This window comes from Mycobacterium sp. TH-M103 (assembly GCF_057473785.1).
Genome location: NZ_JBYCLG010000104.1, coordinates 1 through 14,038, shown reverse-complemented (window position 1 = coordinate 14,038; position 14,038 = coordinate 1). Strand labels below are relative to the sequence as shown.

Sequence of the window (14,038 nt, the reverse complement as noted above, 5' to 3'; positions counted from 1 at the left end):
CTGCGCGGAGACGTTCACCGACAACACCGAACCCCACATCCGGGGCAACATCCGGGCGCTGCTGCAGATGGCCGTGGTGCTGACCTACGGCGCCAGTATGCCGGTGGTCAAGGTGGCCCGCATCGCGGGACAGTACGCCAAGCCCCGCTCGGCCGACATCGACGCGCTGGGCCTGAAGTCCTACCGCGGCGACATGATCAACGGCTTCGCCCCGGACGCCGCCGCGCGCGACCACGACCCGTCGCGGCTGGTGCGGGCCTACGCCAACGCCAGTGCGGCGATGAACCTGGTGCGGGCGCTGACCTCGTCGGGGCTGGCCTCGCTGCACGGGGTGCACGACTGGAACCGCGAGTTCGTCCGGACCTCACCGGCCGGAGCGCGGTACGAGGCGCTGGCCACCGAGATCGACCGCGCGCTGCGCTTCATGAGCGCCTGCGGGGTGGCCGACCGCAACCTGCAGACCGCGGAGATCTACGCCAGCCACGAGGCGTTGGTGCTCGACTACGAGCGCGCCATGCTGCGCCTGTTCGAGGGCGAAGACGGGGAGCCGCGGCTCTACGACCTGTCGGCGCACACGGTGTGGATCGGGGAGCGCACCCGCCAGCTCGACGGCGCGCACGTCGCGTTCGCCGAGGTGATCGCCAACCCCATCGGCGTCAAGATCGGCCCGACGATGACGCCGGAACTGGCCGTCGAATACGTCGAGCGGCTCGACCCGCGCAACCAGCCCGGCCGGCTGACACTGGTCAGCAGGCTGGGCAACGGCAAGGTCCGCGACCTGCTGCCGCCGCTCGTCGAGAAGGTCCAGGCCACCGGCCACCAGGTGATCTGGCAATGCGACCCGATGCACGGCAACACCCACGAGTCGTCCAACGGGTACAAGACCCGCCACTTCGACCGCATCGTCGACGAGGTGCAGGGGTTCTTCGAGGTGCACCGCGCTCTGGGCACCCATCCCGGCGGCATCCACGTCGAGATCACCGGCGAGAACGTCACCGAATGCCTGGGCGGCGCGCAGGACATCTCGGACACCGACCTGGTGGGCCGCTACGAGACGGCGTGCGACCCGCGGCTGAACACCCAGCAGTCGCTGGAGCTCGCGTTCCTGGTCGCCGAGATGCTGCGCGACTAGCTCCGGACGTTCGCGAGTGTGCGTGTCTGTACGACGACACGCCGGTGGCGACGTACATTTGCGCGCGCTCGCCCGGCTGACCTCACAGCAGGCCGCTCAGGTTGCTGCCGATCGTCCACCCCACGGTCGCCGCGAGCGCGGTGAGGGCGAGCACGATCGCGACCCAGATCAGCACCGTGCGCCGGGCGCGCTGCCGGGCCCACACGAACTCGCTCATCGCGATGCCGGCGAATTCCCCTGACAAGGGCTCGTATTCGTATTCGCCCGGCTCGATCGGGGGCGGCTGCTCGGGCCAGTCCCCGGGCCCCCGGGTGAGTTGGCGGGTGGGCCGGCGAGCCGCTGCGGCGGCGGGAGGCTGCTGCCCGGCGGCCCCGCGCTCCGCCATCCGGCTGTGCTGCAGCGCCGCCGACCGGTGCTGGGCGGAATTGGCCGGGGCGGGCACCCGGAATGCCGGCAATCCGAGTTCGTCGGCGATCGCCTCGAGGTCGGCGGCCAGCTCGATCGCGTCGGCGTAGCGGTCGGCGGGGTTGCGGGCGGTCGCCCGCGCCACCAGCTCGTCGAACTGCGGGGGCACGCCGTCGATCGCGGCGCTGGGCGGGGGCACATCGGTGTCCAGGCGCTGGTAGGCGATCGACAGTGCCGTGTCGCCGGTGAACGGCGTGCGCCCGGTCAACAGCTCGTAGGTGAGGATTCCGGTGGAGTAGACGTCGCTGCGGGGGCTGGCATGCCCGTCGCGGACCTGCTCGGGCGACAGGTAGGCCGCCGTCCCCAGAATGACGCTGGCGGAGGTGATCCCGGCGGCCGCGACGGCGCGAACCAGGCCGAAATCGGCGATCTTGACCTCGCCTTCGTCGGAGATCAGCACGTTCTCGGGCTTGACGTCACGGTGCACCAGGCCCGCCCCGTGCGCGGCGGCCAGTCCGCCCAGCACCGGGCGCAGCACCGCGGCGACGGCGTGGGGCGGCATCGGCCCGCGCTCGGCCAGCAACTCGCGCAGCGTGCCGCCCTCGACGAGTTCCATCACCAGAAACGGGTGCCGGGAGTCCAGGCCCTGGTCGTAAACGGCGACCAGCCCGGGATTCTTCAACCGCGCGACCGCGCGCGCCTCGAACCGGAAGCGGGTCAGGAACTGCTCGTCGCCGGCGTAGCGGGCGTCCATCACCTTGACCGCGACGGGGCGGTCGAGCCGGACGTCGAGGCCCCGGTACACCGTCGAGGTGCCGCCGCTGGCGATCCGGGACTCCACGAGGTAGCGGCCGTCCAGCAGCGTGCCGTCCAGCTCCCCGATCCCCGCGCCTGCCACGGGGCCATCGTAGGTGCGCTGCGGCCCCGGGTTGAAAAACTCCATGCTCAACGCGCCGAGCACGGCATACACTGGCGCGGTGGGCAGCATCCCGGCCGGCGACGACGTCATAGATCCCGGCGAGCCAACCTACGACCTGCCCCGGGTCGCCGAATTGCTCGGCGTGCCGCTCGGCAAGGTGCACCAACAGCTTCGGGAGGGCCACCTGGTCGCGGTGCGCCGCGACGGTGGCGTGGTGATCCCCCAGGCGTTCTTCACCGGCACCGGTGAGGTGGTCAAGAGCCTGCCCGGCCTGTTGACCATCTTGCGCGACGGCGGTTACCGCGAGACCGAGATCCTGCGGTGGCTGTTCACCCCGGACGCGTCGCTGACCATCACCCGCGACGGCAGCCGGGACGCCGTCGGCAACGCCCGCCCCGTCGACGCCCTGCACGCCCACCAGGCGCGGGAGGTCGTGCGCCGGGCCCAGGCTATGGCGTACTGACGGCTTCGCGGCCCGGTTCGGCCGCCGCCGCGGGGGCCCGCTTCAGCGTGTACCAGGCGATGACGGCGCAGGCGGTGGCCAGCCAGAAGTGCAGCCACGAGTACATGCCGTGCGAGCCGTCGGGTTTGAAGATGACCATGACCCACGTCGAGAACCCCGCGATGGTGGCGACCGCGCGTCGCGACTGGGCCAGCGGCGCCCCTGCCGCCAGCGGCCAGGAGTAGTACCAGGGCAGGGCGGCGGGCACGAACAACACCACGATCAGCATCGACCACGCGATGCCGGTCAGCGCGGTCCGGTCGTCGCGGCGGCACCGCCACCACAACACCGGCAGCGACACCGCGATGACCCCGATCCCGATCAGCCGGGTGACGCGCAGCAGGGGATAGAAGTCGAAGGTGAAGAAGTTGCTGCCCCACGCGTGGATCAGGTTGGCGGCCCCGGTGGGAATGGTCAGCCAGTTGATGATCTTCACCGATCCGGCCAGTGCGGTCAGCCAGCCCAGCCCGACACCGGCCGCGGCGGAGAGGATCCCGAACACCACGGCGAAGACGAGCACGGAGAGCACCATGGCCGTCAGGAACGCCCGCATCGGGGGATATCCCCGCCGGTCGCGCAGATGCCGCATCCACACCCAGACCAGGAACGGCAGCGAGATCGCGGCGGTGGCCTTGACCGCACTGGCCACGGTGATCAGGGCGACGCCCGGGAGGTGGCACCCGCGGAAGGTCAGGGCGATGCCGGCGGCCATGAGCCCGACCATCAGCATCTCGTTGTGCACCCCCCCCATCAGGTGGATGAGCACCAGGGGATTGAGGACGCAGATCCACAGCGCGATGGGGCCGTCGGTCCCCAGGTGATGCGCCAACCGGGGTGTGGCCCAGATCAGCAGCGCCAACCCGGGCAGCATGCACAGGCGCAGCAACATCGTCCCGGCCACCACGTTGTTGCCGACGATGACCGTGACGAACTTCGCGACCAGGATGAACGCCGGGCCGTACGGGGCGGTGGTGATCGTCCAGATGGGACTCACGTTGTCCAGCAACGAGTTCGGGTTTGCCACGGGGCCCACCGCGTAGGGGTCCAGGCCGTCGCGCAGCAGCGCGCCCTGGGCCAGATAGGAATACGTGTCCCGGCTGAACACGGGCACCGACACCAGCAACGGCGCCAGCCAGAACCCGGTGGTGGCCTTCATCGCGTATTCGGTCGGGCCGCCGGCTAAGACCCGGCGTCCCAGCCCCAGCCACGCGATCAGCATCAGGCCCACGCCGGCCCACAGCACGATCGACGACAACACCAGCCCGTGCCCGAAGCGCAGCCACGACAGGTGGATCGACTCCAGCAGCGGGTCGTGCTGGCGGGTGCTGCCGGCGCCCAGCCCGCCCATGGTGATCAGCATCGCGCCGAGAAACCCCAGTTTCGCCGGTCGCGACTCCGGGCCGGCGGTGAACGCCAGCAAGCGAGACAGTTGCGGGGCGCGGGGGTGCTTCTTGGCCGCGGGCGATTCGGTGGACGGGAGGTGCGCCGGGCTCGACGGGGTCTCCATCGGCTCAGGCGGACCGGTTCGTGGCCATCCTGGCCAGCGCGGACAGGCCCTCTTTGGCCGCCGCGTTGACGGGGGCGGACGCGAGCGTGGCCAGCGCCCGTTGCGTCAGCGCGGCGATGCGCTGCTCGGCCGCCTGCAGCGCGCCCACCGCCTCGATGACGTCGCGCAGCTCGTTCACCTGCGCGTCGGTCAGCTGGGCGCCGATCGCGCTGCGCAACAGCTCGGCCGCCGCCGGATCCGACCGGTCCGCCAGCTCGACCGCCTCGGCCAGCAGCACCGTCCGCTTGCCGGACCGCAGGTCGTCACCGGACGGCTTGCCGGTCACCGCCGGATCCCCGAACACCCCCAGCACGTCGTCACGCAATTGGAACGCCACGCCGAGGTCCACCCCGAACTGCTTGAAGGTGTCCTGGACGTCGGGCCGATCGGCGGCGGCGGCCACGCCCAGCTGCAGCGGCCGGGCCACGGTGTAGCTGGCGGTTTTGAACGTGTCGACGTTCATCGCCGACGCGATCGACTCGGCGGCGCTGGCCTCGTTGACGATGTCGAGGTACTGCCCGCCCAGGACCTCGGTGCGGATGGCGGCCCACACGCGCAGGACCCGCCGCTGGGCGTCGGGCGGCAAGTCCGCGCCGAACACGATATCGTCGGCCCAGGCCAGCGCGAGGTCCCCGAGCAGGATCGCCGCCGACACGCCGAACCGGTCCGGCGAGCCGCGCCACCGCCGGCCGCGGTGCAGCTCGGCGAACTGCACGTGGGCGGTCGGTCTGCCCCGGCGGGTCAAGGAGTCGTCGATCACGTCGTCGTGCAGTAGCGCGCAGGCGTGCAGCAGCTCCAGCGCGGAGAACAGCAGCAGCACCTCGGGATCGGGGTCTTCGCTGGCTACGGCGCGCCAGCCCCAGTAGGCGAAGGCCGGCCGCAGCCGCTTGCCGCCGCTGAGCACGAAATCCTCGAGGGCGCCGATGAAGGCGTCGTAGTCGCCACCGATGTAGGCGGTTTCGTCGCGCCGGTCGTGCAGGTACCGCCGAAGCCGGTCGGTGATGGCGCCGGTCAGTTCGGCGGTTGCCGCTGCTGCTGGGGCTTTCGGGCTCAGCGCGGCGCCCCTTTCTGCTCGGCTCGACGCGGTGGGTGTTCTAGGCCCGACAGTGTATGTCGCTTCGGCGCCCGGAGTCGCTCCGGCCAGCCTCGCCGTTCCCTCGCCCAGCGGGAGATATCCCCACGCCTATGCTGGCGAGGGCCCGGGCTTAGGCCCGGCTTGCCCCGGCCGCGAGGTGCCGGGGCGGTCATCGTCTGATGAGAATCCGATGGAGAGGAGCCGCGTGACCCTCAACACCATCGCCCTCGAACTGGTGCCGCCCAACGTGGAAGACGGTCGGGCACGGGCGCTGGAAGATGCGCGAAAAGTGGTGCATTGCTCGGCCGAGAGTGGCCTGGAGGGCCGGATCCGGCACGTGATGATTCCCGGGATGATCGCCGAGGACGACGACCGTCCCGTGCCGATGAAGCCCAAGCTCGACGTGCTGGACTTCTGGTCGATCCTCAAGCCGGAGTTGCCGGGGTTGCGCGGCCTGTGCACGCAGGTGACCGCTTTCATGGACGCATCGGCGCTGCGGCGGCGGCTGACCGATCTGTGCGACGCCGGCATGGAGGGCGTGGTGTTCGTCGGCGTGCCGCGCACGATGAGCGACGGCGAGGGCTCCGGCGTCGCTCCCACCGACGCGCTGTCGATCTACCGGGAGCTGGTGAGCAACCGGGGGGTGATCCTGATTCCCACCCGCGAGGGCGAACACGGCCGGTTCAACTTCAAGTGCGATCAGGGCGCCACCTACGGCATGACCCAGCTGCTGTATTCGGACGCGATCGTGGGGTTCTTGACGGAGTTCGCCCGAACCACCGATCACCGGCCCGAGATCCTGTTGTCGTTCGGCTTCGTGCCGAAGGTGGAGGGCCGCATCGGGCTGATCAACTGGCTGATCCAGGACCCGGGCAACGCCGCGGTGGCCCGCGAGCAGGAGTTCGTGAGGGAACTGGCCGGCAGCGAGCCGGCGCGGAAGCGCCGGCTCATGGTCGACCTCTACAAGCGCGTCATCGACGGCGTCGCCGAGCTGGGCTTCCCGCTCAGCATCCATTTCGAGGCGACGTACGGGGTGTCGACCCCGGCCTTCCAGGTGTTCGCCGAGATGCTCGCCTACTGGTCGCCGCGCGAGCCGGTTTAGCTCGGCGGTTGGTCGCGCGGACCGGTGAACCGCGGTGAGCGGTCGCGGCTGAACCAGGCCAGCGCCGCCACCGCGGCGGCGGCCGCAAAGGACGCGATGGTCAGCCAGATGCCCGCCCCGGTGAACGACCGCGTGTTGGGATCGGTGTATCGGGCCTGGGCGGTCATGGTGCTCACCACGCCCGGTTTGAGCTTCCAGGAGACCACGTCGGGCTCGGCGCGGTCGCCGTTGGTGGAGGTGACCACCCCGGGGAAGGCGACGGTCAGCTCGACCTCGGCGTCGGGATCGGTCAGCGAGGTCAGGTCGGCCCGGCCCTCCAGGATCACCAGATTGCCGTTGCGGCGCAGCGACAGGTTCACCCCGGCCGCGTTGGGGTTCATGTCCGCCAGCTGCGGCACCTCAGCGAACGTCAGGTCGGAGAACACCGCCTGCGAGCCCACATAGCCGTCGCTGTCGTAGTTCGACACGGCCACCTTCTGGCCGAACGGCAGGTTGTTCTCCAGCTGCGGGCCGGTGTCCTTGGGCGTCTTGGGTTTTGCGGCGGCGATGATCTCCCCGGACACCAGGTCGTCGGGCGAGATGGTGATCGACGCCCGCACGCGCAGGCATCCGGTGGCCAGCGGGACCAGCAGGAGCAGCATCGCCGCGGCCAGCACCCGGCGCCGCCGAGCGGTGAATCCTCGGACATGGATCGGGGGAGAGCCGGCGCGCACCAGGTCATCGTGCCAGATGCGGCGTGGCGGTTCGGCGAGTCCTGGACTGTGCGCGACTGTGCGCGGCGTGGGCCGGACGCAGGGGCGGGTCGCCGCAGAGGCCCGGCTCACTGCAGAGGCAAAGCCCGGCCCAGGATCGCGAAGGCCCGCGGGTCACCGGCGAAGTGGTAGTCGCGAATGACGTCGGTGAACCCCAGTCGCCGGTACAACCGCCACGCGCGGTTGGGCTCGCCGTTGGTCTCCGGGGTCGACAGCAGCACGTTCTTCTCGACGCGACCGGCGAGCAGGCGTCGGGCCAGCGCCTCGCCGAGGCCCCGCCCCTGGGCGCGCGGCAGGATGTGCAGCTCGGTCAGCTCGAAGTAGCTGCTCATCAGCCGCGTGATCACCTCCGGCGGCGAGCCACCGCGCTGCAGACCCATCACGACCTGCTGCTGCCACCACTGCCCGGGTGCTCCGGGGTAGCCGTAGGCCACGCCGACCAGCGGCGCGTCGCTCAGGCGGGCGCCTGAGACGGTGTCGGCCGCCGCCAGGGTGTCGTCGGCCTCCACCGCGGCCACCCCCTGCCAGCCCCGTCGCCGCAGGTGCTCGAGCCACATCGCCGCGCGCTGCTTCTCGGTGCCCCGCGGGTATCGCATCGCCTCGACGTACACACCCAGGGCGTCACCGAGGCGCCGCTCCATTTCGGTGGGTGGCAGATCGATGAGGAATGTCGGCAACTCGCGGTGTCCTCCTCATCCGTCGCCCTGCAGCGGCGATCCCGTTCCGAAGCCCGCTGCACCGCCATTATCGGACGCCCGGGTTGCCGGTGGCTGGGCGGTCACGGCTAACAAGCGCTCGAGGCCCGGCCCGGCAGGCCGCTTGCACCGCACGGGCGTCGCCGCCCGGCCGGGCCTCGGGACGGGGCCGCGATAGAATCGCTGTCGAACCAGTGGTACGGCGCAGATCGACCTCGTATCATCTGAGTTAGTTGTCCGCAGAAACGGGCATCCGCGTGCTATCGATAGTTACGTGCCAAGCTGTCGGCAAGGAGGGACGAATGCCACTCTCCGATCATGAGCAACGGATGCTCGATCAGATCGAGAGCGCTCTCTACGCCGAGGACCCCAAATTCGCGTCGAGCGTTCGGGGCGGCGGATTCCGCGCACCCACCGCGCGGCGGCGCCTGCAGGGCGCGGCCATGTTCGTCGTCGGCCTGGCGATGCTGGTTTCCGGCGTTGCCTTCAAGGCCACGATGATCGGGAGCTTTCCGATCCTCAGCGTCGTCGGCTTCGTCGTGATGTTTGCCGGGGTGGTCTTCGCCATCACCGGACCCAGCCTGGCGGGCCGGCCGGCTCACCCCGGCTCCGGGACGGGGTCGCTGCGCCCGCGGCGCGCCAAGGGCGCCGGGAGCTCGTTCACCAGCCGCATGGAGGACCGCTTCCGCCGCCGCTTCGACGAGTAGCGGAACCGCGGCGGCCCAGGCGAGTTCGACGCCGTCAACCTTCGTGAAGGGGTAGCCAGGAGGCTGCCCCTTATTTCATGCAGTCGTGCCCGATTCGAGGCCGAACCGCGTCCGAACCGAGCCCCGCTCCGACGCGCCCCATCCCCCCACTTTGCCCCACTGGCCGTATTGTGCCTTTGAAATGCGGTTTTGCGGCGCCGCTGCGGGACGGTGCGGTGCCACCCGGGGGGAGCCGGTCGGTCCGAGGTGGCAAATGTCCGAGAAAACGCGCCGAGCACGCCCCAGTTATGGGGCAAAGTGGGGGATTGTGGGGTATGGTGACTGCAGTGTTCGGGTGAGACGGAACCGCTCCGGGCGGGAGGTGAACGGGTGTTTCTCGGCACCTACACGCCCCGGCTCGACGACAAGGGGCGGCTGACGTTGCCCGCCAAGTTCCGCGACGCGCTGGCAGGGGGGTTGATGGTCACCAAGAGCCAAGATCACAGCCTGGCCGTCTACCCGCGCGCGGAATTCGAGCAGCTGGCCCGCCGGGCCAGCAAGACCTCGCGCAGCAACCCCGAAGCCAGGGCATTCCTGCGCAACCTCGCCGCCGGCACCGACGAGCAGCACCCCGACGCGCAGGGCCGCATCACGTTGTCGGCCGACCACCGCCGTTACGCGAACCTGTCCAAGGACTGCGTGGTGATCGGCGCGGTCGACTACCTCGAGATCTGGGATGCGCAGGCCTGGCACGACTACCAGCAGACACACGAAGAGAACTTCTCCGCGGCCAGCGATGAAGCACTCGGCGACATCATCTGAGGCGTATGCCCGTGCATCGTGGCCTCTGCCCGAACCGACCCTGGCGTACTTCCCCAACGCCAGGTTCGTGCCTTCGGACAGGGACCTCGGTGCAGGGGCGTCCCGCCCAATCTCCGGAGGCGTTGCGGTGGCTGATGATTCGGACGATCACGGGCACGTTCCCGTCCTGCTGCACCGCTGCGTCGAACTGCTGACCCCGGCGCTGACCCGCCGCACCCCGGACGGAACCGGAGCGGTGCTGGTCGACGCGACGCTCGGTGCCGGCGGCCACGCCGAGCGGTTCCTGACCGACCTGCCGGGGCTGCGGCTGATCGGGCTCGACCGTGATCCCAGCGCCCTAAACATCGCCCGGGCCCGGCTGGCGCGGTTCGCCGACCGGGTCACGCTCGTCCACACCCGTTACGACGGCCTGGCCGCCGCGCTGGCCGAATCCGGTTGCCCGGAGAGGGAATCGGTCGACGGTGTGCTTTTCGACCTCGGCGTGTCGTCCATGCAGCTCGACCGCGCCGAACGCGGCTTCGCCTACGCCCAGGACGCTCCGCTGGACATGCGGATGGACCCGGGCTCGCGGCTGACCGCCGCCGACATCGTCAACACCTACGACCAGGCGGCGCTGGCCGACATCCTGCACCGCTACGGCGAGGAGCGATTCGCCCGCCGCATCGCCGCCCAGATCGTGCGCTGGCGCGAGCGCGCGCCGTTCACGTCCACGGGGGAGCTGGTAGAGCTGCTCTACCAAGCGATTCCGGCGCCGGCGCGGCGCACCGGCGGGCATCCGGCCAAGCGCACGTTCCAGGCCCTGCGCATCGCGGTCAACGACGAACTGGACACGCTGCGCCGCGCACTGCCGGCCGCGCTGGACGCCCTCGTCGGCGCCGGACGCATCGTGGTGCTGTCGTATCAGTCCCTGGAGGACCGCATCGTCAAGCGCGCCTTCGCCGAGGCCGTCGCCACGCGCACCCCGATCGACCTGCCGGTCGAGCTGCCCGGCCACGGGCCGCGATTCCGGTCGTTGACACGCGGCGCCGAACGCGCGGATGCCGCTGAGATCGAACGCAATCCGCGCAGCGCCTCGGTGCGGCTACGGGCCCTGCAACGGGTGGAGGGCGGGGTGCAAGCAGCACGACACGCAACCGGGAGGGGCGACTCATGAAGACCAAGCGCGAGGCGCCGAAACGCCGCGGCGGCAACGACCGCCGGGGTGGGGCGAGCGGCTCCGGCGGGTCCGCCCGCAAGGGCAGGCGCACCGCGGTCGAGCCGGTGCACAGCACCCGGCCGGCCAAGACCCCGGCGCCCGCCCGCGAGGGCCGCACGCCGAGGTCCGGACCGCAGACCAGCCCCATCCCGCGGCCGGTCGAGCGTCCGGTCCGGGCCAAGAGCGCCAGCCAGGCCAAGGCCCGGGCCAAGGCGCGGAAAGCCAAGGCGCCCAAGGTCGTCCGGCCCCGCCTGACGGAGCGGCTGGCGGCCCGGCTGGCCGCCGTCGACCTGCGGCCCCGGACCCTGCTCAGCAGGGTTCCGTTCGTCGTGCTGGTCATCGGTGCGCTGGCTTTGGGGCTGGGCCTGACGCTATGGTTGTCGACCGCCTCGGCCGAGCGGTCCTACCAGCTGAGCCACGCCCGCGAGCAGAACCGCCTGCTGCAGCAGCAGAAGGAGGCGCTGGAACGCGATGTGCGCGAGGCGGAGTCGGCGCCGGCGCTGGCGGAGGCGGCCCGCAAGCAGGGCATGATCCCGACGCGCGACACCGCCCACCTGGTCCAGGACCCGGCCGGCAACTGGGTGGTCGTGGGCACGCCCAAGCCCGCCGACGGCGTTCCGCCCCCGCCGCTGAACGCCAAGCTCCCCGACGAGGGCCCGCCGCCGCCGCGCCCGGAGCAGTCCCCCGAGGTCCCGGTCCGGATCGAGCCGGCCCCCGGCGCACCGGGGGCGCCGGCCAGGTCCGGGCCCGAGATGCTGCTGCGCGCGCCGGACGGCGCCTCGACCGTGGGCGGTCAGCACCTGCCGGCCCAGCAGGTGCCCCTGCCCGGCACGCCGGGGGGATTCCCGGCGCCCGGGCAGTTGCCGGGTACGGCCCCGCTACCGAGCTTGCCGGCCCCCGGGGTGCCGCTGCCCGCTCCGGGACCCGCCGGGGTCCCGGTCCCGCTGGGCGGCCCGCCGGGCCCGCTTCCCGGCCGGCTGTCGGCGCCGGCGCCCGCCGGGGTCCCGGTGCCGCTGCAGCTGGGAACGGCGCCCGAAGCCCCCCAGGCCGCGGTTCCCGTCGGCCCCGGCGCGCCGGCGCCGCTGCCGGCCACCGCCGGGCAGTTCCCGCCGCCCGCCGTCGCGGCGCCGGGTGTGGCCGGATGAGCGGGCGCGAGCCCCGGCGGACTCGCCGGTCGCAGGCGGCGCGACCGGGCCGCGGTCCCCGCCGCTCCGAAGAGGAGGTTCGCCAGCCGAAGCGGGCCCGCGCGGCCGACAACGCCGCCCGGGCGCGGGACGCCGGCAAAACCAGGCGATTCCGCAGGCCCAAGGGCGCCGGGAAGTCCGGCGCGGCCCCCCGGCCCGACGCGCTGCCGGCCGGCCACTCGGCACGCGAGCGGCGGACCCGAAAGCTCGTGCAGGTGGGGACCCGCGGCGCGTCGTTCGTCGCCCGGCACCGGGCCGGCAACGCGGTCATCGGAGTGATGACGCTGATCGCGGCGGCGCAGCTGTTCGTCCTGCAGGTGACCGACGCCCCGGCGCTGCGCGCCCAGGCGGCCAGCCAGCTCAAGGTCACCGACGTCGAGAAGGCGGTGCGCGGCAGCATCATCGACCGCCACAACGATCAGCTCGCGTTCACCACCGAGTCGCGCGCGTTGACCTTCCAGCCGAAGAGGGTTCGCAAGCAGCTGGAGGAGGCCAGGGCGAAGAATCCCGCGGCCCCCGACCCGCAGCAGCGGCTGCGCGACATCGCCAAGGAGGTCTCGGCGCGACTGAACAACAAGCCGGATTACCAGACCGTGCTGAAGAAGCTGCAGAGCGACGAGACGTTCGCCTACCTGGCTCGCGCCGTCGACCCCGCCGTCGCCGGTGCGATCTCCGACAAGTACCCGGAGGTGGGTTCCGAGCGGCAGGACCTGCGCCAGTACCCGGGCGGATCGCTGGCGGCCAACATCGTCGGCGGGATCGACTGGGACGGTCACGGGCTGCTGGGCCTGGAGGAGTCGATGGACGCCATGCTCTCCGGAACCGACGGTTCGGTCACCTACGACCGGGGCTCCGACGGTGTCGTCATCCCCGGTAGCTACCGCAACCGGCACCGCGCGGTCAACGGCTCCACCGTGCAGTTGACCCTCGACGACGACATCCAGTTCTACGTCCAGCAGCAGGTCCAGCAGGCCAAGAACGTGTCCGGGGCGCACAACGTCTCGGCCGTGGTGCTGGACGCCAAAACCGGCGAGGTGCTGGCCATGGCCAACGACAACACCTTCGATCCCTCCCAGGACATCGGCCGGCAGGGCGACCGGCAGCTGGGCAACCCGTCGGTGTCCTCGCCCTTCGAGCCGGGCTCGGTGAACAAGGTGATCACCGCGTCTTCGGTCATCGAGTACGGGCTGTCCAACCCCGACGAGGTGTTGCAGGTACCCGGCTCGATCAACATGGGCGGGGTCAACGTGCACGACGCCTGGGACCACGGCGTGATGCCGTACACCACCACCGGGGTGTTCGGGAAGTCGTCCAACGTCGGCACGCTGATGCTGGCGCAGCGCGTCGGCCCGGAGCGCTTCTACGACATGGTCGAGAGGTTCGGGCTGGGACAGCGCACCAACGTCGGGCTGCCCGGGGAGAGTGCCGGGCTGGTCCCGCCGATCGACCAGTGGTCGGGCAGCACGTTCTCCAACCTGCCCATCGGCCAAGGTCTTTCGATGACGCTGTTGCAGATGGCCGGCATGTACCAGGCCATCGCCAACGACGGGGTGCGGATACCGCCGCGCATCGTCAAGGCCACCATCGCGCCCGACGGCACCCGCACCGAGGAGCCGCGCCCGGAGGGCGTGCGGGTGGTGTCCGCGCAGACCGCCCAGACGGTGCGGAACATGCTGCGGGCCGTGGTGCAGCGCGACCCGATGGGCTACCAGCAGGGCACCGGGTCCGCCGCCGCGGTGCCCGGCTACCAGATGGCCGGCAAGACCGGCACCGCCCAGCAGATCAACCCCGGCTGCGGCTGCTACTTCGACGACGTCTACTGGATCACCTTCGCCGGGATGGCCACCGTCGACAACCCGCGCTATGTGATCGGCATCATGATGGACAACCCGAACCGCAACGCCGACGGCTCGCCGGGGCACTCGGCGGCCCCGCTGTTCCACAACATCGCGGGCTGGCTGATGCAGCGCGAGAACGTGCCGCTGTCACCCGACCCCGGGCCGCCGCTGATCCTGCAGGCGAC

The 14,038-nt window shown here is 71.3% G+C and carries 13 protein-coding genes; 8 read left to right on the top strand and 5 right to left on the bottom strand.

The genetic code is table 11. The annotated features are described in order from the left end of the window. A partial coding sequence (locus AC2VOR_RS06060) for a class II 3-deoxy-7-phosphoheptulonate synthase (RefSeq protein ID WP_486963379.1) occupies positions 1 to 1,132 on the top strand: 1,132 nt, incomplete at its 5' end. An 82-nt stretch (positions 1,133 to 1,214) separates the two neighbouring features. Here AC2VOR_RS06060 and AC2VOR_RS06055 read toward each other — a convergent pair. Then, positions 1,215 to 2,411, bottom strand: coding sequence for a protein kinase domain-containing protein (locus AC2VOR_RS06055; protein ID WP_486963380.1), 1,197 nt, complete (start codon positions 2,409 to 2,411; stop codon positions 1,215 to 1,217). A 103-nt stretch (positions 2,412 to 2,514) separates the two neighbouring features. Here AC2VOR_RS06055 and AC2VOR_RS06050 point away from each other — a divergent pair, with 103 nt between their 5' ends. Further along, a complete protein-coding gene (locus tag AC2VOR_RS06050) occupies positions 2,515 to 2,919 on the top strand; it encodes an Rv2175c family DNA-binding protein (RefSeq protein ID WP_369738304.1) in 405 nt (134 codons plus the stop codon). Here the strand turns inward: AC2VOR_RS06050 and AC2VOR_RS06045 are convergent. Together AC2VOR_RS06045 and idsA2 are read right to left on the bottom strand one after the other, a co-directional pair. After that, positions 2,906 to 4,465: an alpha-(1->6)-mannopyranosyltransferase A gene (locus AC2VOR_RS06045; protein ID WP_486963378.1), complete on the bottom strand. Its 1,560-nt coding sequence runs from the start codon at positions 4,463 to 4,465 to the stop codon at positions 2,906 to 2,908. The two genes, AC2VOR_RS06050 and AC2VOR_RS06045, sit on opposite strands and share 14 nt — an antisense overlap. A 4-nt stretch (positions 4,466 to 4,469) precedes the next feature. Beyond that, positions 4,470 to 5,519 (bottom strand): bifunctional (2E,6E)-farnesyl/geranyl diphosphate synthase, encoded by a 1,050-nt coding sequence (gene idsA2, locus AC2VOR_RS06040; RefSeq protein WP_369741550.1) that lies wholly within the window; start codon positions 5,517 to 5,519, stop codon positions 4,470 to 4,472. 265 nt (positions 5,520 to 5,784) lie between these two features. Here idsA2 and AC2VOR_RS06035 point away from each other — a divergent pair, with 265 nt between their 5' ends. Beyond that, positions 5,785 to 6,681 (top strand): mycobacterial-type methylenetetrahydrofolate reductase, encoded by an 897-nt coding sequence (locus AC2VOR_RS06035; RefSeq protein WP_369741551.1) that lies wholly within the window; start codon positions 5,785 to 5,787, stop codon positions 6,679 to 6,681. Here AC2VOR_RS06035 and lppM read toward each other — a convergent pair. Beyond that, positions 6,678 to 7,322, bottom strand: a complete 645-nt coding sequence (lppM, locus tag AC2VOR_RS06030; protein ID WP_369741552.1) for a lipoprotein LppM — start codon at positions 7,320 to 7,322, stop codon at positions 6,678 to 6,680. The genes AC2VOR_RS06035 and lppM overlap by 4 nt on opposite strands. Positions 7,323 to 7,501: 179 nt before the next feature. Further along, a complete protein-coding gene (locus AC2VOR_RS06025; protein ID WP_369738306.1) occupies positions 7,502 to 8,110 on the bottom strand; it encodes a GNAT family N-acetyltransferase in 609 nt (202 codons plus the stop codon). 320 nt (positions 8,111 to 8,430) lie between these two features. On the opposite strand from AC2VOR_RS06025, the gene AC2VOR_RS06020 reads away from it, so the two are divergent. From AC2VOR_RS06020 to AC2VOR_RS06000, 5 genes are all read left to right on the top strand, one after another. Continuing rightward, positions 8,431 to 8,835: a DUF3040 domain-containing protein gene (locus tag AC2VOR_RS06020; RefSeq protein ID WP_369738307.1), complete on the top strand. Its 405-nt coding sequence runs from the start codon at positions 8,431 to 8,433 to the stop codon at positions 8,833 to 8,835. Positions 8,836 to 9,204: 369 nt separating this feature from the next. Further along, entirely contained in the window at positions 9,205 to 9,636 is a 432-nt protein-coding gene (gene mraZ, locus AC2VOR_RS06015; RefSeq protein WP_144950524.1) for a division/cell wall cluster transcriptional repressor MraZ, read from the top strand. Then, positions 9,611 to 10,789 (top strand): 16S rRNA (cytosine(1402)-N(4))-methyltransferase RsmH, encoded by a 1,179-nt coding sequence (rsmH, locus tag AC2VOR_RS06010; protein ID WP_486963377.1) that lies wholly within the window; start codon positions 9,611 to 9,613, stop codon positions 10,787 to 10,789. Before mraZ ends, rsmH begins: the two co-directional genes overlap by 26 nt. After that, on the top strand, positions 10,786 to 11,976 hold the full coding sequence (gene ftsL, locus AC2VOR_RS06005; RefSeq protein ID WP_369738309.1) for a cell division protein FtsL: 1,191 nt from the start codon (positions 10,786 to 10,788) through the stop codon (positions 11,974 to 11,976). The genes rsmH and ftsL overlap by 4 nt, the downstream gene beginning before the upstream one ends. After that, the coding region (locus AC2VOR_RS06000) for a peptidoglycan D,D-transpeptidase FtsI family protein (RefSeq protein WP_369738310.1) at positions 11,973 to 14,038 on the top strand (2,066 nt) is incomplete at its 3' end. The genes ftsL and AC2VOR_RS06000, both read left to right, overlap by 4 nt.